The organism is Thauera sp. SWB20 (assembly GCF_000831325.1).
Classification (GTDB): domain Bacteria; phylum Pseudomonadota; class Gammaproteobacteria; order Burkholderiales; family Rhodocyclaceae; genus Thauera; species Thauera aminoaromatica.
Map to the genome: position 1 here is coordinate 490,407 of NZ_JTDM01000020.1, position 19,765 is coordinate 510,171.

Sequence of the window (19,765 nt, forward strand, 5' to 3'; positions counted from 1 at the left end):
GGGAATGCGGCTACCGGCGGACTGATGCGCGTCATCCGTCGCCGCTGCTCACGAGGCGGTCATCCGGTGCGAGCATGCTCCCCGCCGGATCGCGTTCCCGCATGATCGATCCGAAACCTCCGTAACTGCTACAGGACTAGACATGAGTGCAATCGTTGATGTGATCGCCCGCGAGATTCTCGATTCCCGCGGCAACCCCACGGTCGAAGCCGACGTGCTGCTCGAATCGGGCGTGATGGGCCGCGCCGCGGTGCCCTCGGGCGCCTCCACCGGCTCGCGCGAGGCGATCGAGCTGCGTGACGGCGACAAGTCGCGCTTCCTCGGCAAGGGCGTGCTGCGCGCGGTCGAGAACGTGAACACCGAGATCGCCGAGGCCATCATCGGGCTGGACGCCGAGGAGCAGGCCTTCATCGACCGTACCCTGATCGAGCTCGACGGCACTGAGAACAAGTCGCGCCTGGGCGCCAACGCCATGCTGGCGGTGTCCATGGCGGTGGCCAAGGCCGCCGCCGAAGAGGCCGGCCTGCCGCTGTACCGCTACTTCGGCGGCTCCAGCCCGATGGTGATGCCGGTGCCGATGATGAACGTCATCAACGGCGGCGAGCACGCCAACAACAGCCTCGACATCCAGGAATGCATGATCATGCCGGTGAGCATGAGCAGCTTCCGCGAGGCCCTGCGCTGCGGCGCCGAGATCTTCCACCATCTCAAGAAGATCGTCGACGCCAAGGGCTACCCGACCACCGTCGGCGACGAGGGCGGCTTCGCCCCCAACGTGTCTGGCACCGAGGAAGCGCTCAACCTGATCCAGGAGGCCATCGTCGCCGCCGGCTACGTGCCTGGCCAGGACGTGCTGCTGGCGCTCGACTGCGCCGCCTCCGAGTTCTACAAGGACGGCAAGTACGAGCTGAAGGGCGAAGGCCTGTCGCTGACCGCCGCGGGCTTCACCGACTACCTCGAGACCCTGTGCGACAAGTTCCCGATCGTCTCGATCGAGGACGCCATGGCCGAGGGCGACTGGGACGGCTGGAAGATCCTCACCGAGCGCCTGGGCAAGCGCGTGCAGCTGGTGGGCGATGACCTCTTCGTCACCAACACCAGGATCCTCGCGCAGGGCATCGAGCAGGGCGTGGCCAACTCGATCCTCATCAAGATCAATCAGATCGGCACGCTCACCGAGACCTTCGCGGCAGTCGAGATGGCCAAGCTCGCCGGCTACACCGCGGTGATTTCGCACCGCTCGGGCGAGACCGACGATTCGACCATCGCCGACATCGCGGTGGGCCTGCGCGCCATGCAGATCAAGACCGGCTCGCTGAGCCGCTCGGACCGCATCTCGAAGTACAACCAGCTGCTGCGCATCGAGGAAGACCTCGGCGACACCGCCGCCTATCCGGGCAAGCGCGCGTTCTACAACCTGCGCTGAGCGTCCTGCAACGCTGATTCGCAGCGTCTCGAAGGCCGGCGGGCGACTCGCCGGCCTTCGTCGTGAATGCGCCAGTATCCATCTCCATACCCGTCTCCATGCGCTGGCCGATCCTCATCCTGATCGCACTCGTCGTGCTGTTGCAGTACCCGCTCTGGCTGGGGAAGGGGGGCTGGCTGCGCGTCTGGGAGGTCGATCGCCAGCTGCATGCGCAGCGCGAGGAGAACCTGCGCCTCGAGCAGCGCAACGCGGCGCTCGCGGCGGAGGTGAACGATCTCAAGTCGGGCAACGAGGCGATCGAGGAGCGCGCGCGTTTCGAACTCGGGCTCACCCGGCCGGGCGAGATCTACGTGCAGATTCCGCAGCGCTGAACCCTGGTCGCGGGTATCGCCGCCGTTCCGGCGACAGTCCTCAGTTGCTCGCGAGCAGCGTGCGCGCGCCGTCGATGCGCTGCGCGAAATAGCGGCTGGCGAGACGTTCGACCCGCACCCGGCCACGGCTGTTGGGCGCGTGCACGAAGCGCCCGTCGCCGATGTAGATCCCCATGTGCGAATGCCGGCGCTCCAGCGTGTTGAAGAACACCAGGTCCCCCGGGCGCAGTTCGTGCACCTCGATCGGGCGCGTGCGATCGGCGATCTGCGCGGCGTTGTGCGGCAGCTTGCGGCCGCTGATGTTCTCCACGATGTAGGCCACCATGCCGCTGCAATCGAGGCCCGCGTCCGGATTGCGCCCGCCGAAGCGGTAGCCGGTATCGAGCAGGCCGAGCGCGAAGAGCACCATTTCCTGCGTCTGGTGCTCACCCTCGAGAGAGAAATAGTGCCCGCTCGGCGCCACCGTGCGCGGTGGCGAGCCGGGGCCGGCGACCGGGGTGGTGCCGCAGCCCGCCAGCAGTGCGGCCACGGTGGCCACCCCGGCAAGCAGCGCCAGGCGCCGCTTGCCGATGCCGGCGTGCAGAGGGGCGGAAAGGAAGGCGCGAGGGAGGGGCTCGGGACTCATGGCGCGATCCGGTGCGAAAAGGATTTCTGCCAGAGTATGTCAGGACCCGCCCAGGCCGGCAAGGTCTGCTTTCAGATCAGGGGTTTGGAGAGGTTTTCTCGAAGAAGGCTGAAGTCGGGCCCGCGCGGGGCGCGGTCTTCAGTCGAGCAGTTCGATGCGTCCGCCGACCTGCACCGACACCCGGCTCTCGCCGCCCTCGAGTGGCGCCGGGGCGGCCTCCGCGGCCATCGCCGCCGCGCGCATGCGCGGCATCGGCGGAGGCTGCAGGCCGTGCTCGCCGACCGACAGGTGGGCGATGCGGTAGCGCCGACCGAGGGTGTCGGCGATCAGTTTCGCGCGCGCCTCGAAGGCGCGCAGGGCGTCGACGGTGACGTCGGAGACGGCCTTCCTGCGCGTCTCGGGGGCTGGTTCCATGCTCAGCTGGGCGAGCGCCAGGCTCTCCTGGAGCTTGCCGACGAGCTCCGACATCGCCGCCGTGTCGGTGCTCTCGAGGCGGAGCTCGGAACGCATCCGCCAGGCGGTGATACGGCCCTGGCCGTCCTTTCCGTATGCCGGCCAGGTCGAGACGTTTCCGCTCTGCACCTTGACGGCACCCTGCGCGCGCGCGAGTTCGAGCGCCGCGGCGATGTCGCGGTTCACCTCGCGTGCCACCGCGGCCGCGCTCGCGCCGCTGCGCTCTGCATACATCACGGCGACCGCGAGGTCGTTGGCGGCCGGGCCACTGGCCTCGGCCGCGAGCTCCACGGTGGGCGGGGCGGGAGTGTCGGCGGCAAGCGCCGGCGCCGACTGCAGCGCCGCGAGCGCGGCGAGGGTGGCGAGGGTGGCGAGCGCGGTGCGCATCACTGTTCCGGCTTCGCGATCACGCTGGACGGCTCCAGCGCGCACAGGCGGTCGGCGTAGAGGCGGGCGTTGTCCACGTAGTTGTGGGCGTTGACCACCAGGTTCTCGACCTCGGTGTCGCTCAGCGTGCGGATCACCCGGCCAGGAGAACCGACCACCAGCGAGCGGTCGGGGATCACCTTGCCCTCGGGGATCAGGGTGTTGGCGCCGACGATGCACTGCTTGCCGACCACCGCGTTGTTGAGGATCACCGCGTTGATGCCGATCAGGCTGCCGTCGCCGATCGTGCAGCCGTGCAGCATCGCCATGTGGCCCACGGTGACGTGCGTGCCGATCGTCAGCGGGATGCCGTCGTCGTTGTGCAGGACAGAGCCGTCCTGGATGTTGGTATCGTCGCCGATCGTGATCGGATCGTTGTCGCCCCGTACCACGACGTTGTACCAGATGTTGACGTTGCGGCCCGCAGTGACCGATCCGATGACCGTCGCGTTGTGGGCGATCCAGCTTCCCTCGCCGAAGCTCGGCCGGCGGTCGCCCAGGGCGTAGATGCTCATTTTCGTTCTCGCTGTCGATGTCTCGCGCCGATGCTGCGCAGCGCCAGGGGGGGCAGGCATCATAACAAGCGCCTCGCGGCCTGCAAACAGCGCCCGTGCCGTGAATGTCGCCGATCCGGCGGGTTTTTCGCGATTTTGAGCCCCCTGCCGGCGGGTGATAGGATGCGCCCGCCCTTCAGGAAGTCCACATGCTCAGTTACCGTCACGCCTTTCACGCCGGCAATCACGCCGATGTCCTCAAGCACCTCGTCCTGATCGAGCTGCTCGACTACTACGGTCGCAAGGACAAGCCCTGGTACTACATCGACACCCACGCGGGGGGCGGCTGCTATGCGCTCGACAGCGAGCAGGCGGGCAAGACCGCCGAGGCGGCGGACGGCATCGGCCGGCTGTGGGGGCACGAGGACCTGCCGCCAGCAGTCGCCGCCTATGTCGCGGCGGTCGGGCAGTTCAATCCGCAGGGCAGGCTGTTGTTCTACCCGGGCTCGCCGGCGCTGGCCATGACGCGTGCGCGCGCCCAGGATCGCCTGCGCCTGTTCGAGCTGCATCCGGCCGACTTCGAATCCCTGCAGCGCACCTTCGCCAGCGAACAGGAGCGCGTGCAGGTGCGCCGCGCCGACGGCTTCGCCGCGCTCAGGAGCCTGCTGCCGCCGCCCTCGCGGCGGGCGGTGGTGCTGATCGATCCGCCCTACGAGGTCAAGGACGACTACCGCAGCGTGGTGGACACGGTGCGTGACGCGATGCGGCGCTTTCCCACCGGGACCTACATGGTCTGGTATCCGATGCTCGCCCGCGCCGAGGCCCGCCAGTTGCCCGAGCGCCTCGCCGCGCTCGGCGCCGAGAGCTGGCTGGACGTGCGCCTGGCGGTGCGCGACGCCCCGCGCGACGGCATCGGGATGTTCGGCAGCGGCCTTTACGTGATCAACCCTCCCTGGGTGTTGCCGCAGCGGCTCGAGGCCGCGCTGCCCTGGCTCGTCGAGCACCTGGGGGTCGATGGCGGTGCGGGCTTCGACCTCGAGCACCACATCGAATGAGTCCGTCCCGGAATGCCGAGGGTGGGCCCGCCGGCCCGACGGTCGCGGAGGGCGCTCCGAGTGCTGCAGGCCCGTCGCCCGACGGGCTCCGCGAGCTGCGCGACGCGATGCGGCAATTCGCCGCCGAGCGCGCCTGGGAGCCCTTCCATACGCCCAAGAACCTCGCGATGGCGCTCGCCGGCGAGGCGGGCGAGGTGATCGAGCATTTCCAGTGGCTCACCGCCGAGCAGTCGATGGCGCTGCCGCCGGCGACGCGGGACGAGGTCGCTCTCGAACTCGCCGACGTGCTGCTGTACCTCGTGCGCCTCGGCGACGTGCTCGGTGTCGACCTCGCCGATGCCGCACGGCGAAAGATGCGCATCAATGCGGAGCGCTACCCCATCGAGCGCGCGCACGGCCGCGCGGACAAGCACGACCGTCTGTGAGGGTGCAAGCGAGGCGTTGCGGCGGAGTCTTCATTCACGTTGGGCCGCGGCAAGATTTCTGAAACAATATCGTCTTTCTTGTAACACGGAATTCCATCGTGGACTTGCAGCACATCAGCGACATCGAGAAGGCAGCCCATCAGGGTCGGGGCGAGGTCTTCCGCCTCGGCATGGGCGTGCTCTTCATCGTCGGGGTCATGTTCTACTCGGCGCTCAGCGGCACGGGCGAGGGCAGCATGACCCTGGTCATGGCGGCGATGATCGGCGGCTACATGGCGATGAACATCGGCGCCAACGACGTCGCCAACAACGTCGGTCCGGCGGTGGGCTCCAAGGCGCTCACCCTCGCAGGTGCGCTCGTCATCGCGGCGATCTTCGAGGCCGCCGGTGCGCTGATCGCCGGCGGCGAGGTGATCGGCACCATCCGCAGCGGCATCATCGATCCCGACCTCATCAAGGATTCCGACACCTTCGTGTGGATCATGCTGGCCGCGCTGCTCGCTGGGGCGCTGTGGCTGAACCTGGCGACCGCGGTCGGGGCGCCGGTGTCGACCACGCACTCGATCGTGGGCGCGGTGCTCGGCTCCGGCATGGCCGCCGCCGGCCCCTCGATCGTCGATTGGTCCACCATGGGCGAGATCGCGGCGAGCTGGGTGATCTCGCCGCTGCTCGGCGGGATCTTCGCCGCCGCCTTCCTGTATCTCGTCAAGCGCAGCATCACCTACCAGGTGGACATGGCCGCGGCCGCACGCCGCACCGTGCCGGTACTGGTCGGCCTGATGGCGTGGACCTTCGTCAGCTACCTGATCCTGAAGGGGCTCAACCGGGTCTGGAAGGTGGACTTCCTTCCCGCCGTGCTGTACGGCCTGATTTTCGGCGCGCTGGTGTTCGTCCTGGTGCGCAAGGCCCTGCACGGCAGCAGCGGCATCGTCGCCAACACCAAGGCGAGCGTGAATCGGCTCTTCACCGTGCCGCTGATCTTCGCCGCCGCGCTGCTCAGCTTCGCGCACGGCTCCAACGACGTCGCCAACGCGGTCGGCCCGCTGGCCGCGATCGTCGATGTGGTCAGTTCCGGCGGCGTGGTGCACAAGGACGCGGCGATCCCCACCTGGGTCATGATGGTCGGCGCGATCGGGATCTCGCTCGGGCTGGCGTTGTTCGGGCCGAAGGTGATCCGCACGGTCGGTTCCGAGATCACCGAGCTCGACCAGATGCGCGCCTATTGCATCGCGATGGCGGCGACCTTGACCGTGATCGTCGCCAGCCAGCTCGGCCTGCCGGTGAGCTCCACGCACATCGCGGTCGGCGGGGTGTTCGGCGTCGGTTTCCTGCGCGAATACCTCAAGAGCAACTACGACCGCATGGTGGCCGAGATCAAGGCCCACCACCCCGAGGGCGACCTCGCCGCGATCGAGGCCTTCATCGCGCGTTTCGAGAAGGCCTCGATCGAGGAGAAGGGGCAGATGCTCGCCGACCTCAAGCAGCGCTCCAAGAACGCGGACGATCCGGCGCACTTCTCCAAGGGCGAGCGCAAGGGACTCAAGAAGGTCTATCGCCGCGAGCTGGTCAAGCGCTCGCAGCTGATGCGCATCGCCGCCGCCTGGGTCATCACCGTGCCCGCTTCTGCGCTGATGGCCGCGGTGCTGTTCTTCATGATCCGCGGGATGATGCTGCCCTGATCATCCTGTTCGTCATGATCGCGATGCCGGGGGCCGCGGCGTGAGCTTCGTCGAGCTGCTCGTCCTGCTCGCCCTCGGGGCCGTGGTGTGGTTCTGGTTCGACAGCCTGAAGGCGCGCGAGATCGGCATCGAGGCCGCGCGCCGCGCCTGCACGCGCGAGGGCGTGCAGTTCCTCGACGAGACCGTGGCGGGGCAGGGCCTGCGCCTGGCGCGCGACGACAACGGTCGCGTGCTGCTGCGGCGGGGCTATGCCTTCGAATACTCGGTGGGCGGCGACGACCGCAATGCCGGCAGCGTGGTGCTCGAAGGCCGCGAGGTGGTGCTGGTGGACGTCTCCGCGCATCGGCTCGCACGTCGCGCGGTGGTCATCGACCTGCACCCGCGCGACCCGTCGGCCTAGCGCCGGCGCTCCTCGATCGCGCGCAGGAACTCGTTGCGCGCCTGCTCCGAACGTTCGAACTCGCCGGCGAAGGCTTGGGTGATCACGCGTTCGTCGCCACGGCGGTCCTCGCCGAGCAGCAGGCAGAGCTGTTCGGCCTCGATCACGCAGGCCGCGCCCGCGGCGTGGCCGTGTCGCATCAGCGCGTCGGCGATGTCGCGCGTCATCCACTCCTGGTAGGTGAAGCGATGGCCGATCGCGTCCACCAGGCGGGCGATGCGGCCAAAGCCGTGCAGGCGGCCGCCTGGCAGGTAGGCGACGTGGGCGACGCCACGGAAAGGGACGAGGTGATGCGGACACACGCCATGGACCGCGATGCCGCGAATCACCACCATGTCGCGGCGCGCATCCTCGAAGCCGTCACCGAGCACCTCGGCGGGGTCGAGCTCGTAGCCCCCGAGCAAGCGCCGCTGCCAGAGCTCGCGCACGCGCTGCGCGGTGCGTCCGGTATGGGCGTTGTCGGGGGCGATGCCGCACGCACGCAGCAGGTCGCCGACGGCCTTCTCGAAGGCGGGCGCGTCGAAGGCGCCGCTGCGCGGAATGCCGACGCCGGCGGGGCGGGGAGCGTGGGGGTGGTCGTGACCGCAGGGGTCGTGCGCGGGAGGGCTCATGGTGGCGTCCGGTGCGGTGCCCTGCGGCACCCGAGCCGGCATGATACCCGCAAGCCCGTTCAGGCGATGAACACCGGGTCGGAGAACACCAGCGTGCCGTCGGCGCGCATCATCAGGTTGTTGGCGTTGAGGATGTCGGGCAGGACCTGATATTCCTCGACGAAGTCGGACAGGGCCCGCAGGGCTTCCTGCAGGCTGTCGCCGACCTTCATCGGCTCGACCGTGAGGTGGTAGAGCGCGATCCGCCCCATGTCCGCACCGAGCCGGCTCCACTGCGCGCACGCCGACCAGTAGCACTCGATCAGGCGACGCGAGAGTTCTGCCGCGGGGGAGCCCTCGGCGAGCGGATAGAGGCGCTCCATCTCGATCAGATGGAAGGGATAGCCCGACTGTGCGCGGCCGATCACCCCATGATCGGCGAATACGATGGGGAAATGCGGGCCGCGCGGGCGGTCGTCGGCGGTGTAGAGGAAGTAGTCGGCAGGGGAGCTGACGATCTTGTAGACATGCTCCCCGTCGCCCTTGTCGATCACGATCGAGTACTCGCCGCGACCGATCTCGGTCTTGCCGTCGAGCAGCGGATGCGACGGCACGGCGTCGGGCAGCAGGATCGCCTGCCGTCCGAGCATCGCGCGCGCCGCATCCATGTCAATCATGATCTCCTCGCTGCTCACGCCATGATGTTATAGCCGGCGTCGACGAAATGCACCCCGCCGCTGATCAGTCGGCCGGCGTCCGAGACCAGGAAGGCGGTCAGCGCGCCGATGTCCTCGGGGGTGACCAGGGCATGCATCGGCGAGCGCTCGACCGCGGCCGCCATGAGGCCGTCGAAGCCCGCGATCCCGGAGGCGGCGCGCGTCATCAGCGGGCCGGGGGAGACCGCATTGACGCGGATGCCCTTGGCGCCGAGCTCGGCCGCCATGTAGCGGGTGGCGGCCTCGAGCGCGGCCTTGCACAGGCCCATCACGCCGTAGTTGGGGATGACCTTCTCGGAGCCGAGGTAGGTCATCGTCACCAGGGCACCGCCGCCGGCCTTCTCGAGCAGCGGCTCGGCCTTCTTGGCCAGGCGCACGAAGGAGTGGGTGGACACGTCCATCGCCAGCGCGAAGCCGTCGGCCGAGGTGTCGACCACGCGGCCGTGCAGGTCGTCGCGCTTGGCGAAGGCCATGCTGTGGATGGCGAAGTCGAGCTTGCCGTGGCGCGCCTCGATCGCGCCAAAGGCGGCGTCCATGGTTTCGGGGCGGGTGACGTCGAGCAGGTGAACGTCCTCGACGCCGAGGCGGTGGATCACCGGCTCGATGAAGGCGCGCGTCTTCTCGTTCTGATAGGTGATGATCAGCGTCGCGCCGGCCTGGGCGCAGGCCTCGGCGACGCCGGTGGAGATCGACTTCTCGTTGGCGATGCCGGTGATGAGGCCGACCTTGCCCTCCAGATTGACGATGGGGGTCATGATGGATTCCTTTTCTCGGGTGAGTGTTGTTGCGGCGCAACGGCAGCGAGCATAAGCCGGCCTGTGCGACGCGAATGTGATGGTTCGTGAAATCGGATACGCGGTGGTATCGGTGCCGGTACAGTATATTGCGCATTGCAGCATCCACAAATTGCCGGCCGCGGCATTCTTCGCCGGAGCAGGGAACATGACACGCAACGCATACATCTTCATGGACTTCGACGGCGTCACCCACCCCTGGGGCGAGGTCGAGGATTTCCGTTGTCTCGTGCACATCGAGGCGGTGGTGAGGGAGTTCCCCGAAGCGCGCATCGTGATCGCCTCCGACTGGCGCATGCTGTTCTCGCTGCCCAAGCTGGTCGCCCGCTTTTCCGAGGACATCCGCCCGCAGATCGCCGGCGCCACGCCGCACCTGCTGCCCAAGACGGGCGCCGAGCTGCACGGCCTGCGCGAGCGCGAGGCGATGGCCTGGCTGCGCCAGCACGGCGCCGATCCGGGCGAGGCGGCGTGGTGCGCGCTCGACGACGCGCCGGGCAACTGGCTGTCGCGTTCGCGACTGGTGCTGACCGACTTCAAGCGTGGCTTCACCTCCGAGGATGCGGTCGCCCTGCGCCGCATGCTGCAGGGCTTCCGCGACGGGGTGCGCAACCAGGTCGGCCAGGTCGCGCACTCGCTGTGGGCGCGCGACAGTGCCTGATGGGGGAGACGCCATGAACCCCGCCGAGCAGACCCTGCCGCCCGACCCGCTTGCGCACCGAGTCGACGCCTCGACCCAACGCCAGGCGGCGCGGCTGGCCGAAGAGAGCTTCGCGCGCCTGTTCCGGCTCAGCGTCGCCGAAGGCGATGCTGCGCGGCTGAAGGGCGTGGAGCAGTTGCGCGTCGACCTCGCCGACTGGGTGTCCGCGGCGGCCGACCCCGAGGCACAGGCGCTGCGCCTCGCCTTGCTGCTGTCCGGGATGGACCAGTGGGGGATGGCCTGGAGCCGGGCCTTCGGCCTGGTGGCGATCCCCGCGCTGACCGAGCTCATCGGTGCGCTGCGCACTGGCCTGGATGAAACCGCCGAGGCGCGCTTCCTGCGCCACTTCGAAGGGATCTCCGCCGTCGAGGAGAATGCCATCGACTTCAAGGTCGAGCTGCGCCGTGGGCTGCATCTGGCGCTGTGGCATGCCTCGATCGCCACCGAGCATCGCGACGAGGCCATGCGCCTCGCCGGCGAGCTCGGCAGCCAGCTGCTCGCGCTCGCGCGCAGCATGCCGGTTGCGGGCTGGCGGCTGGTGGCCGACGCGCTCGCCTTCATCCAGATCCGCTGCCTGGCCGAAGGGCTCGCTGCCGAGGGCGTGGCCCAGGAGGCCACACAGGCCTTGTTCGGCGCCTTGGCGCGCGAGCTGCCGGCGCCGCAGCGCGACCTCGTGATGGCGCATTCCGCGCGCGCGGTGATGGCCTGGCAGCAGGCCGGCCGCGCTTCGCCGCAGGTGCACTGATGGCGCTCAAGGCCACGGTCTTCAAGGCCGACATCCAGGTCGCCGACATGGATCGGCACCACTACGCCGACTATTCGCTCACCCTCGCGCGTCACCCTTCCGAGACCGACGAGCGCATGATGGTGCGCCTGCTCGCCTTCGCGCTCTTCGCCGACCCGGCGCTCGCCTTCGGCAAGGGGCTATGCGTCGATGACGAGCCCGACCTGTGGCAGAAGGACCTCACCGGCGTCATCGAGCGCTGGATCGACGTCGGCCAGCCCGATGACAAGTGGGTGCGCAAGGCCTGCGGGCGCGCGCGCGAGGTGGTGGTGCTGGCCTACGGGCGGGCGCTGGAGGTGTGGTGGAGCGGGGTGCGCGGCCGCCTCGAGCGCCACGGCAACCTGAAGGTGTTCGAGCTCGAACGCGAGGCCAGCGCCGAACTCGGCCGCCTCGCCGAGCGCACGATGCGCCTGCAATTCACCATCCAGGACGGCCACGTGTTGGTAACCAACGGGCGCGAGACCGTGTCGCTCGAGCCGCGCAAGCTCACTGCCTGAACCCCGGTGCGCGGCGCGCGACAGCCCACGGTGCGGCCGCCCGGGCCCTCAGCGCGGGCTGTCGCGCAGGAATGCGGCCACCCTTTCGGCGGTCGCCTGCGGATGCTCGAGCATGAAGCAGTGTCCGCCCTCCACCTGCACGCATTGCACGTTGGCCTTGCCTGCCGCCCAGCGCGTGACCGAGCGCCGCGCGAAGGCGAAGGTGTCGCGCCCGTGCAGCGCGAGCACCGGCTGCTCGATGCGGGCGAGCGAGGACCACAGCCGGCGCGGGTAGGAGGCGAAGATCTCGGCTTCGCGCGTGGGCCGGCACTTGAGCTCCACGCCGCCGCCGGGCACGTCGCGCAGTGCGTGATCGATGTAAGCCTGGAAGGAGTCCTCGCTCCAGCCGCGGAACACCCCGCGCCCGTGCAGCCCCGCGTGCGCGGCGGCGCGGTCCGGCCAGTGGTGGCGCCGCGTGCGCGCCTTGGCGGCGAGCTTGTTGCGCGAGGCCAGGCCGACGAGGTCCGAGAGCGCCATCATGCCGATCATGGCCTGGGTGAACAGCACCGGGTCGAGCAGCACACCACGGCTGAAGGCCTGCGGATGATGCGCCAGCATCAGGCAGGTGAGCACGCTGCCGAAGCTGTGGCCGGAGGCGTGCACCGGCACCGCGCCGAAGCGCGGCGCGTGTGCGAGCCAGGCCTCGGCGGCCATCTCGGCGGCGTGGTTCCAGCCGCGGAAGCGGCTGCCGTGGTCGCTGTCGCCGTGACCCTGCACGTCGGACAGGAAGAGGTCGAAATGCGCGCTCAGGTGCGCGAGCATGGGCGCATAGGTGAGCGAGCTCAGCCCGTTGCCATGGAGGAAATGCAGTACCGGGCGACCGCTCGGTGTGCTGTGGTGGCCGCGCAGCGTGAAGCCGGCGGAGGTGTGGTGCGTCCAGCTTTGGAGCTTCATGATTCGGTGTATGCCACGGCCGCGCGGGGGCGGTCGTGGCGGAGTTCGAGTTAGGGGCCCGATCGGATTGGCGGGCAGCGGCCGGAGCTCGCGCATGCCGTATCGTCGGCGCAGGGTGCGAGAGTCTGCCATGAAACCCAGCCGGGGATGTGCTCGACCGGCATCGGCCGGGCGATGCCGAAGCCCTGGCCGAGCCTGCAGCCGAGGGCAAGCAGGGCCGCTGCGTGGGCGGGCGTCTCCACGCCTTCGGCGATCACCTCGCGACCGAAGGTGCGCGCGAGCTGCACCACGGCGCCGACGATCGCGCGCGCCTCGCCGTCCTCCAGCATGTCGAGCACGAAGCTGCGGTCGATCTTGAGGCGGTCGAAGGGCAGCTGGCGGAAGTGGCGCAGCGAGGCGTAGCCGGTGCCGAAGTCGTCGAGCGCGATGCGTACGCCGAGGCGATGGCAGGCCTCGAGCACGTCCATCGCCAGCACCATGTCGTCGAGCGCAGTGGATTCGAGGATCTCGAGCTCCAGGCGCTCGGGCGGGATGTCGGGGTGGCGCTCCAGCGCGCTGCGCACGCTGGCGACGAAGCCCGCCTGCATCAGCGGACCGGGACCGACGTTGACGCTTACCCCGATGTCCAGCCCGGCCGCGCGGCAGTGCTCGAGGGCGCCGAGCGCGTGGTCGACCACCCACTGACCGAGCCGGGTCTCCAGCTCGGTGCCTTCGAGGTCGGGCAGGAACTCGCCCGGCGCCAGCAGGCCGCGCTCGGGGTGCTGCCAGCGCAGCAGGGCCTCCATGCCGAGTGGCCGCCCGTCGACCATGTCGGCCTGGGGCTGGAAGTGCAGCACGAACTCCTGCCGGCGCAAGGCCTGGTCGAGGCGCTCGAGGCGTTCCTTGCGCACGCGCTGCTGTTCCTCGACGCTGGCGTCGAAGAACTGGATGCAGTTGCGTCCGCGCTGCTTGGCGCGGTACATCGCCTGGTCGGCGTGGCGCAGCAGGGTGTCGGGGTCGGCGTCGTCCTCGGGGAAGAGGGTGACGCCGATGCTCGCGGACACGCATACCTGCTGGCTGGCGAGCGCAATCGGCGTGCGGATGGCTTCGAGCACGCGCTCGAGCACGCGCTCGCCTTCGATGTCCTCGAGCAGCAGCACGAACTCGTCGCCGCCGAGGCGGGCCACGGTGTCGCTGGCGCGCAGGATCGCGCCGAGCCGGTCGACGATGCCGATCAGCACCTGGTCGCCGGCCTCGTGGCCGAGCTGATCGTTCACCGGCTTGAAGCCGTCGAGGTCGATCACGCAGACCGCGAGCGGCTTCCCTGTGCGCCGAGAGTGTGCGATCGCCTGGCGCAGGCGGTCGTCGAGCAGGCGGCGGTTGGGTGCGCCGGTGAGCGGGTCGAAGTAGGCGATGCGGTTGAGCTCCTCCTCATGCTTCTTGAGCCGGCTGATGTCGGAGAACATCGCCAGATGGTGGATCACCCGACCGCGTGCGTCGCGCACGCGGCTGATCGAGAGCACCTCGGCGAACTCGCTGCCGTCCTTGCGCCGGTTCCACAGTTCGCCCTGCCAGTGGTCGTGCTCTTCGATCGCCTGCCACATCGCACGGTAGAACTCGCGCCCCTGGCGGCCCGAGGCGAGCATGCCGGGGTCGCGGCCGAGGCTCTCCTCGCGGCTGTAGCCGGTGATGCGGCAGAAGGCCGGGTTGACGTCGACGATGCGGTTGTCGACGTCGGTGATCAGGATCGCCTCGTAGCTCGACGAGAACACGCTCGCGGCCAGGCGCAGGCGCTCCTCGTTCTCCTTGCGCCGATCGATGTCGATCTGCGCGCCGGTCAGCAGCAGCGCGCGCCCGTCCGCGTCGCGGCGCACGGCGAGCGCGCGGTCATACACCCAGATCCAGCGTCCGTCGCAATGGCGCAGGCGCAGGTCGTGCTCGTAGAAGGCGGTCTCGCCGCGGATGTGGCGATCGAGCTCGCGCTCGGCCTCGGCGAGGTCGGCGGGATGCACGCGCTTGCGCCAGCACGCGCGCCCTTCGCCGTCGCAGTCCTCCGCCGCCAGCCCGAGCATCGCCGCCCAGCGTGCGTCCATCTTCCACTCGCCGGTCTCCAGATTCCATTCCCAGCTGCCGGCCTGGGTGGCCTCGATCACGTTGCGCAGGTGGTGGCGATCGAGTTCGATCTCTGCTGCCAGGCGGCGCGCGGCGGCGTTGGCCTGCGACAGCGCCAGGTTGCGCTGCGCCAGACGCACCAGCAGCAGCACGATCGCCAGGGTCGCGAGGCCGAGTACGAAGATCGTCTCGTGGTAGCGCGCCCACACGTCGTTCCAGGTAAAGGGTGGAGTGGCGTCGAAGGGCGGCAGGCGCAGTTCGCGCAGCATCTCCTCGACGCGGGCGTAATCGGCGGGGATGGTGAAGCCGTGGATGCCTGCGGCGCGCGCGGCCGGGTCGGCGGTTTCGAGGCCGAGCGCGAGTGCCGCCACCTTGCGCATCAGGGCCGGGTCGGCCTGACGAAGGGCGACGAGGGGCCATTCGGGGTAGAGGCGTGTGGAACTGCGCAGCGGGAAGCCCGGATGCTGCAGGGGATGCAGCACACGCAAGCCGGAGAGGTCGCGCCCCTCGGCGACGAGCGCCTCGAAGAGGCCGGTGCGGACAAAGCCGGCGTCGACGCGGCCGTCGAGTACCGCTTCGACGACGCCGTCCTGGGTCTGCCGCAGCGTGAACATGCGCAGCGAGCCGGGGTCGATGCCGGCGGCCTTCATCTCGAGTGCCTGCGCCGGATAGGTGGCGAGGAAGTTGGCATGGGTGGTGCCGACGCGCCTGCCCCGCAGGTCGGCGAGGGTCTTCAGGCTGGCGTCCCCGGCGCGCACCAGGATCACGCCGCCGAACTCGCTCAGGGCCTGGCCGCCGGCATCGGCGACCACGGTGGCGATGGCACCGGAGAGCGGATTGGATGCGCGCAGCTCGATGAAATGCACCGGGTTGGTCAGCAGCAGATCGATCTCGCCGGCGGCGAGGGCGCGCTGCAGTCCGGCGTCGTCGAGCGCGTGCAGGCGTACCTCGACGCCGTCCAGGTGCTGGTTCAGGTAGTCCACGAAGGGCTGCCACGAGGCCTCGACGAGCGCCTTCGGGCGCGCCGAATAGACGCCGAAATCGAGATCCGTCCGGGCGTGCAGAGCCGCGCTGCCGAGGCTCAGGCAGACCAGCAGGACGACGGTGCGGAGGAGTCGTCGCATCAGCACGGGATGGCCACCGAGTCCGTCGCGCGATGCGCCAGCAGGCTCGACGTGCGCGCACGGCAGCGGCGCGCGGGCGAGTCTTCGGGCTGGCGGAGAGCGTCACGACACATCGACGGGAGAGCTATGGGACAACTGCCCATTCTAGGTCTTTCGGGATGCCTGCGGCAGGCGATTCGGCGGTGCCGTGACGCAGTTCGCGCAGCCGCCGGGCGCGTGCCCCGGGGCACGCGCCCGCGCTCCGGCCTTCAGTCCTCGCGGCGGCGGAAGGGCTTGCCGGCACGCTCGCCCTGGCGCTTCACCGGCGCGGAGTGGCCGCCAGCCTTGCGGTCGGTGGCCGGCGGGCGGCGTTCGTCGTGCGGTCGACGCTCGTCGTGGCCGCGAAAGCCCCCGCCACCCGGCTTGCCGGCGTAACCCGCGCCAGGCTGGTTCGGGCGCTCGCCACCGAAGTCGCGCGGGCGGCGCTCGCCGTCCTGCGCGTGCGAGCCGTCCGTGCCGCGTTCCGGCCGCGCCGGGCGCCGGCGTTCGGGGACCGTGGCCGCCTCGGCGGCGCTCAGCTCGCGGATCGACAGCGGCATCTGGCGCACGCGGGTGCGCTTGAGCGTGGCGAGCAGGTCCTCGGGCAGGTTGGCGGGCAGCTCGACGGTGGAGAACTCGTCGAAGAGGTGGATCTGGCCGATGAACCTGCCCTCGATGCCGCCTTCGTTGGCGATCGCGCCGACGATCTCCTTGGGGCTCGCGCCATGGGCGCGGCCGACCTCGATGCGGTAGCGCACCAGCGCGCCTTCGGAGAAGGAACGCCGGCGGGCGAGGATCTCGTCGCGGTTGGGGCGCGGCGTGCGCTCGCGCGCGGCGCCGGTGGTGAAGTGCTCGGCGCGCGGCGCGCGGCCTTCACTGGGCGTCGTGGTGGCGATGTCCCAGCCGCGGCCGGACTGCTCGACCTGGAGCGGGCGCTCGCGCTGGGCGAGCAGGGCCAGTGCGGCGGCGACCTCGTGGATCTCGAGCTCGTTCTCGTCGATCAGGTCGTTGACCACGCCCATGAAGAAGCCGAGCTCCGCGCCGGCGATGGTCTCGGCGACCTGGCGCTTGAACTGGGCCACGCGCAGGTTGGTGACCTCCTCACCGCTCGGCAGCGCGATCGGCGTGATCGGCTGGCGGGTGGCGCGCTCGATCATCTTGAGCATGCGCGTCTCGCGCGGCGCCACGAACAGGATCGCCACCCCCTCGCGCCCGGCGCGGCCGGTGCGGCCGATGCGGTGGACGTAGGCCTCGGTGTCGTAGGGGATGTCGTAGTTGATCACGTGCGAGACGCGCGGAACGTCGATGCCGCGCGCGGCGACGTCGGTGGCGATGACGATGTCGAGCGCGCCGTTCTTCAATTGCTCGATCACGCGCTCGCGCAGGCCCTGGTTCATGTCGCCGTTGAGCGCGGCGGCGGCATAGCCGCGCGCGGCCAGCTTGTCGGCGAGCTCCTCGGTGGCGATCTTGGTGCGCACGAAGACGAGGGCGGCGTCGAAGCTTTCCTCGGCGTCGAGGATGCGGGTGAGTGCGTCGAGCTTGTCCACCCCGCGCACCAGCCAGTAGCGCTGGCTGATCTTGGCCACGGTGGAGGTGGCGGCGCGGATCTTGATCTCCTGCGGGTTGCGCAGGTGGCGGCGGGCGACTTCGCGGATCACGTTGGGCATGGTGGCCGAGAACAGCGCGGTCTGGCGCTCGGCCGGGGTGTGCTCGAGGATCCACTCGACATCGTCGATGAAGCCCATGCGCAGCATCTCGTCGGCCTCGTCGAGCACGATGGCCTTGAGGGCGTCGAGCTTGAGGCTCTCGCGCTCGAGGTGGTCCATGACCCGGCCCGGGGTGCCGACGACCACCTGGGCGCCGCGCGAGAGCTGGCGCAGCTGAACGACCATGCTCTGGCCGCCGTAGATCGGCAGCACGTGGAAGTTCTTCAGGTGGTGGGCGTACTTGGCGAAGGCCTCGGCGACCTGGATCGCTAGCTCGCGCGTGGGGGTGAGCACCAGGACCTGCGGGCGCGTGTCGGCGAGGTCGAGCTTGGCCAGCATCGGCAGCGCGAAGGCGGCGGTCTTGCCGGTCCCGGTCTGCGCCTCGCCGAGGATGTCGTGGCCGGCGAGCAGTTGCGGGATGCAGGCGGCCTGGATCGGCGAGGGGGTCTCGTAACCCACTTCGGCGAGCGCCGACAGCAGGGGCGCGGGCAGCTGGAGATCGGCGAAGCGCAGTTCGGCTTCGGCGGGGGCGGATTCGGGGCGGGGAGCTTCGGTCATGGCGTCTCGGCCGCGGGGCGGCGATGGGCAGCGGCGCTGCAACATCGCGGAGGCGGGCGATTGCGGCGCGGCGGGGGTGATGGGGCGGCTCGTGGCCGCGGCGTTGCGGCGGGTGGCCGCGGGCTTGCGCGTCCGGCGCGCTCCGTTGGTGCGGAAGGGCGGCCCGAGGCCGCCGCAAATGCAAAAACGCGGCGCAGGGCCGCGTTTTGAATCAATCGATCGACGTCGAGGACGTCGGGTCGATTACAGCGGGCGGATGTTGGCCGCCTGCAGGCCCTTCGGGCCGGTCTTGACTTCGAATTCGACGCGCTGGTTTTCGGCCAGGCTCTTGAAACCCTTGCTCTGGATTTCCGAGAAGTGGGCGAAGAGGTCGTCGCCGCCGCCTTCCGGGGTGATGAAGCCGAAGCCCTTGGCGTCGTTGAACCACTTGACGGTACCGGTTTGAGTGCTCATTTTGCGTTCCATATAAAGAATTGCGGGCTTGCGCCCCGAGGTGCAGGAACGATCAAGAAACGTAATCAGGGAGGCATCAAACCGACACGCGTTCTCTTGGAACACGCTGGCAACCACACCAACAACCACTGCTTGAATCGACTGCGAGCGGCAAGATACACGCTTTTGCGCGGATGCGTGAACTTATTTTTCAGTTCGATCGCATGCGGCGTGCGCGTGGGGCGCGTGCCGGCGTCCGGCAGTGGGATAATCCGCCCCCCGACAGTCAATCCAGGTCTCTCCATGCCCATCCAGTGGTTCCCCGGACACATGGCCTCCGCGCGCAAGAAGGCGGCCGAGGCGATGGCCATGACCGACGTGGTCATCGAGGTCGTCGACGCGCGCCTGCCCGAGGCCAGCAGCAACCCGATGATCGCCGAGCTGCGCCGCTTTCGTAACCGCCCCTGCCTCAAGCTGCTCAACAAGTCCGACCTCGCCGACCCCGAGGTCACACGTGCCTGGATGGAGTCCTACAATCGCCTGCCCGGCGTGAAGGCGGTGGCGATCTCGGCCAAGAGCCCGGCCGAGGTGGCGCGCGTGCCGGCGCTGTGCCGCCAGCTCGCGCCGCACCGCGACGATGGCGTCAAGCCGCTGCGCATGATGATCATGGGCATTCCCAACGTCGGCAAATCGACGCTGATGAACGCGCTGCTCAAGCGCAAGGTGGCCAAGGTGGGCGACGAGCCTGCAGTCACCAAGCACCAGCAGACGCTGGATCTCGGTCCCGGCATGACGCTCACCGACACGCCCGGCATGATGTGGCCCAAGATCGACCACGATGCCGACGGCTACATGCTGGCGGCGAGCCACGCCATCGGCCGCAACGCGGTGATCGACGAGGAGGTGGCGGCCTTCCTCGGCGAGATCCTCATCGCGCGCTACCCCGATCGCCTGGCGGTGCGCTACCGGCTCGACGCCGCCGCGGTGGCCGCGCTCGACGGCCCGGCGCTGGTCGAGGCGGTGGGCCGGCGGCGCGGCTGTCTGGTCAAGGGCGGTGGGCTGGACCTGGAGAAGGCGGCGCAGATCCTGCTGCAGGACTATCGCGACGGCGCGCTCGGGCGCATCAGCCTGGAGACGCCGGAGACGCGCGCGCACATGATCGCCGCCGCGCAGGCGGCCGCGGCTCAGGCTGCCGCTGCGGGGGAGACCGGAGAGGAAGCCGCCGGCGCGGCGGAAGCGGGGGGCGAGGCCGATGCTTCCGGGGGCGAGGGCGACTGATCCGCCGTCGCCGGCACGATCTCTATCCAGCGCAACCACTGCCCACAGGCGTTGCGCGGCCCGCGCAGCGAGCCGTGCCAGGGGCCTTCCCGGCAGGGGCCGCGCTGCTCGGTGGGATGCAGTTCGACGGTGCTGCCGTCCTCGCCCACGCGCC

General features: G+C 69.6%; 20 protein-coding genes. 10 read left to right on the top strand and 10 right to left on the bottom strand.

Translation table 11 applies throughout. The annotated features are described in order from the left end of the window. Positions 1-142 precede the first annotated feature (142 nt). Both eno and ftsB read left to right on the top strand, forming a co-directional pair. Positions 143-1,426, top strand: coding sequence for a phosphopyruvate hydratase (gene eno, locus PO78_RS16100; RefSeq protein ID WP_043745196.1), 1,284 nt, complete (start codon positions 143-145; stop codon positions 1,424-1,426). Between the two features lie 98 nt (positions 1,427-1,524). Beyond that, positions 1,525-1,797 (top strand): cell division protein FtsB, encoded by a 273-nt coding sequence (gene ftsB, locus PO78_RS16105; RefSeq protein WP_004305921.1) that lies wholly within the window; start codon positions 1,525-1,527, stop codon positions 1,795-1,797. Positions 1,798-1,837: 40 nt separating this feature from the next. Here ftsB and PO78_RS16110 read toward each other — a convergent pair whose 3' ends face one another. The 3 genes from PO78_RS16110 to PO78_RS16120 form a co-directional block, all read right to left on the bottom strand. Further along, positions 1,838-2,422, bottom strand: coding sequence for a C40 family peptidase (locus tag PO78_RS16110; protein WP_004305920.1), 585 nt, complete (start codon positions 2,420-2,422; stop codon positions 1,838-1,840). A 138-nt stretch (positions 2,423-2,560) separates the two neighbouring features. Then, positions 2,561-3,262 carry an SIMPL domain-containing protein gene (locus PO78_RS16115; RefSeq protein ID WP_004305918.1) on the bottom strand — a complete coding sequence of 234 codons (702 nt, stop codon included), beginning with the start codon at positions 3,260-3,262 and terminating at the stop codon, positions 2,561-2,563. Next, positions 3,262-3,816, bottom strand: a complete 555-nt coding sequence (locus tag PO78_RS16120) for a gamma carbonic anhydrase family protein (RefSeq protein ID WP_004305916.1) — start codon at positions 3,814-3,816, stop codon at positions 3,262-3,264. The genes PO78_RS16115 and PO78_RS16120 overlap by 1 nt, the downstream gene beginning before the upstream one ends. A 188-nt stretch (positions 3,817-4,004) precedes the next feature. On the opposite strand from PO78_RS16120, the gene PO78_RS16125 reads away from it, so the two are divergent. From PO78_RS16125 to PO78_RS16140, 4 genes are all read left to right on the top strand, one after another. After that, positions 4,005-4,850 (top strand): 23S rRNA (adenine(2030)-N(6))-methyltransferase RlmJ, encoded by an 846-nt coding sequence (locus PO78_RS16125; protein WP_043745199.1) that lies wholly within the window; start codon positions 4,005-4,007, stop codon positions 4,848-4,850. Positions 4,851-4,957: 107 nt separating this feature from the next. Then, positions 4,958-5,275 carry a nucleotide pyrophosphohydrolase gene (locus PO78_RS16130; protein WP_004305913.1) on the top strand — a complete coding sequence of 106 codons (318 nt, stop codon included), beginning with the start codon at positions 4,958-4,960 and terminating at the stop codon, positions 5,273-5,275. A gap of 98 nt (positions 5,276-5,373) precedes the next feature. Then, positions 5,374-6,954 (top strand): inorganic phosphate transporter, encoded by a 1,581-nt coding sequence (locus PO78_RS16135; protein WP_004305911.1) that lies wholly within the window; start codon positions 5,374-5,376, stop codon positions 6,952-6,954. A gap of 40 nt (positions 6,955-6,994) precedes the next feature. Next, complete coding sequence (locus tag PO78_RS16140) at positions 6,995-7,354, top strand: DUF3301 domain-containing protein (RefSeq protein WP_004305910.1); 360 nt, start codon at positions 6,995-6,997, stop codon at positions 7,352-7,354. Here the strand turns inward: PO78_RS16140 and folE are convergent. From folE to fabI, 3 genes are read right to left on the bottom strand one after another with little or no spacing between them, the layout of a single operon-like run. Continuing rightward, on the bottom strand, positions 7,351-8,004 hold the full coding sequence (gene folE / locus PO78_RS16145) for a GTP cyclohydrolase I FolE (protein ID WP_043745595.1): 654 nt from the start codon (positions 8,002-8,004) through the stop codon (positions 7,351-7,353). The two genes, PO78_RS16140 and folE, sit on opposite strands and share 4 nt — an antisense overlap. Positions 8,005-8,063: 59 nt before the next feature. Next, the gene (locus tag PO78_RS16150) at positions 8,064-8,660 is read right to left on the bottom strand and encodes a hypothetical protein (RefSeq protein WP_012585140.1); all 597 of its coding nucleotides are present in this window, start codon (positions 8,658-8,660) and stop codon (positions 8,064-8,066) included. A gap of 14 nt (positions 8,661-8,674) precedes the next feature. Beyond that, positions 8,675-9,454 (bottom strand): enoyl-ACP reductase FabI, encoded by a 780-nt coding sequence (gene fabI / locus PO78_RS16155; protein WP_004305906.1) that lies wholly within the window; start codon positions 9,452-9,454, stop codon positions 8,675-8,677. Positions 9,455-9,641: 187 nt separating this feature from the next. Here fabI and PO78_RS16160 point away from each other — a divergent pair, with 187 nt between their 5' ends. The 3 genes from PO78_RS16160 to PO78_RS16170 are packed head-to-tail and all read left to right on the top strand — an operon-like array spanning position 9,642 to position 11,471. Beyond that, positions 9,642-10,151 (top strand): HAD domain-containing protein, encoded by a 510-nt coding sequence (locus PO78_RS16160; protein WP_004305904.1) that lies wholly within the window; start codon positions 9,642-9,644, stop codon positions 10,149-10,151. Positions 10,152-10,164: 13 nt separating this feature from the next. Further along, positions 10,165-10,935: a hypothetical protein gene (locus PO78_RS16165; protein ID WP_004305902.1), complete on the top strand. Its 771-nt coding sequence runs from the start codon at positions 10,165-10,167 to the stop codon at positions 10,933-10,935. Then, positions 10,935-11,471 (top strand): YaeQ family protein, encoded by a 537-nt coding sequence (locus PO78_RS16170; RefSeq protein WP_004305900.1) that lies wholly within the window; start codon positions 10,935-10,937, stop codon positions 11,469-11,471. The genes PO78_RS16165 and PO78_RS16170 overlap by 1 nt, the downstream gene beginning before the upstream one ends. A 48-nt stretch (positions 11,472-11,519) precedes the next feature. Here the strand turns inward: PO78_RS16170 and PO78_RS16175 are convergent, their stop codons facing one another. The 4 genes from PO78_RS16175 to cspE form a co-directional block, all read right to left on the bottom strand. Beyond that, positions 11,520-12,404: an alpha/beta fold hydrolase gene (locus tag PO78_RS16175; RefSeq protein ID WP_043745203.1), complete on the bottom strand. Its 885-nt coding sequence runs from the start codon at positions 12,402-12,404 to the stop codon at positions 11,520-11,522. Between the two features lie 50 nt (positions 12,405-12,454). Then, positions 12,455-15,619 (bottom strand): EAL domain-containing protein, encoded by a 3,165-nt coding sequence (locus PO78_RS16180; RefSeq protein WP_043745598.1) that lies wholly within the window; start codon positions 15,617-15,619, stop codon positions 12,455-12,457. A 248-nt stretch (positions 15,620-15,867) separates the two neighbouring features. Continuing rightward, complete coding sequence (locus tag PO78_RS16185; protein ID WP_043745206.1) at positions 15,868-17,901, bottom strand: DEAD/DEAH box helicase; 2,034 nt, start codon at positions 17,899-17,901, stop codon at positions 15,868-15,870. Positions 17,902-18,144: 243 nt separating this feature from the next. Continuing rightward, positions 18,145-18,354 carry a transcription antiterminator/RNA stability regulator CspE gene (cspE, locus tag PO78_RS16190; RefSeq protein ID WP_002926583.1) on the bottom strand — a complete coding sequence of 70 codons (210 nt, stop codon included), beginning with the start codon at positions 18,352-18,354 and terminating at the stop codon, positions 18,145-18,147. 282 nt (positions 18,355-18,636) lie between these two features. Between cspE and ylqF the strand changes: the two genes are divergently transcribed. Then, positions 18,637-19,611, top strand: a complete 975-nt coding sequence (gene ylqF / locus PO78_RS16195) for a ribosome biogenesis GTPase YlqF (protein ID WP_043745211.1) — start codon at positions 18,637-18,639, stop codon at positions 19,609-19,611. Positions 19,612-19,765 lie beyond the last annotated feature (154 nt).

Bases quoted from the DNA above. Each gene is read 5' to 3' on its own strand.
- eno (WP_043745196.1), top strand. From the start codon at position 143: ATGAGTGCAATCGTTGATGTGATCGCCCGCGAGATTCTCGATTCCCGC.
- ftsB (WP_004305921.1), top strand. From the start codon at position 1,525: ATGCGCTGGCCGATCCTCATCCTGATCGCACTCGTCGTGCTGTTGCAG.
- PO78_RS16110 (WP_004305920.1), bottom strand. From the start codon at position 2,422: ATGAGTCCCGAGCCCCTCCCTCGCGCCTTCCTTTCCGCCCCTCTGCAC.
- PO78_RS16115 (WP_004305918.1), bottom strand. From the start codon at position 3,262: ATGCGCACCGCGCTCGCCACCCTCGCCACCCTCGCCGCGCTCGCGGCG.
- PO78_RS16120 (WP_004305916.1), bottom strand. From the start codon at position 3,816: ATGAGCATCTACGCCCTGGGCGACCGCCGGCCGAGCTTCGGCGAGGGA.
- PO78_RS16125 (WP_043745199.1), top strand. From the start codon at position 4,005: ATGCTCAGTTACCGTCACGCCTTTCACGCCGGCAATCACGCCGATGTC.
- PO78_RS16130 (WP_004305913.1), top strand. From the start codon at position 4,958: ATGCGGCAATTCGCCGCCGAGCGCGCCTGGGAGCCCTTCCATACGCCC.
- folE (WP_043745595.1), bottom strand. From the start codon at position 8,004: ATGAGCCCTCCCGCGCACGACCCCTGCGGTCACGACCACCCCCACGCT.
- PO78_RS16150 (WP_012585140.1), bottom strand. From the start codon at position 8,660: ATGATTGACATGGATGCGGCGCGCGCGATGCTCGGACGGCAGGCGATC.
- fabI (WP_004305906.1), bottom strand. From the start codon at position 9,454: ATGACCCCCATCGTCAATCTGGAGGGCAAGGTCGGCCTCATCACCGGC.
- PO78_RS16160 (WP_004305904.1), top strand. From the start codon at position 9,642: ATGACACGCAACGCATACATCTTCATGGACTTCGACGGCGTCACCCAC.
- PO78_RS16165 (WP_004305902.1), top strand. From the start codon at position 10,165: ATGAACCCCGCCGAGCAGACCCTGCCGCCCGACCCGCTTGCGCACCGA.
- PO78_RS16170 (WP_004305900.1), top strand. From the start codon at position 10,935: ATGGCGCTCAAGGCCACGGTCTTCAAGGCCGACATCCAGGTCGCCGAC.
- PO78_RS16175 (WP_043745203.1), bottom strand. From the start codon at position 12,404: ATGAAGCTCCAAAGCTGGACGCACCACACCTCCGCCGGCTTCACGCTG.
- PO78_RS16180 (WP_043745598.1), bottom strand. From the start codon at position 15,619: ATGCGACGACTCCTCCGCACCGTCGTCCTGCTGGTCTGCCTGAGCCTC.
- PO78_RS16185 (WP_043745206.1), bottom strand. From the start codon at position 17,901: ATGACCGAAGCTCCCCGCCCCGAATCCGCCCCCGCCGAAGCCGAACTG.
- cspE (WP_002926583.1), bottom strand. From the start codon at position 18,354: ATGAGCACTCAAACCGGTACCGTCAAGTGGTTCAACGACGCCAAGGGC.
- ylqF (WP_043745211.1), top strand. From the start codon at position 18,637: ATGCCCATCCAGTGGTTCCCCGGACACATGGCCTCCGCGCGCAAGAAG.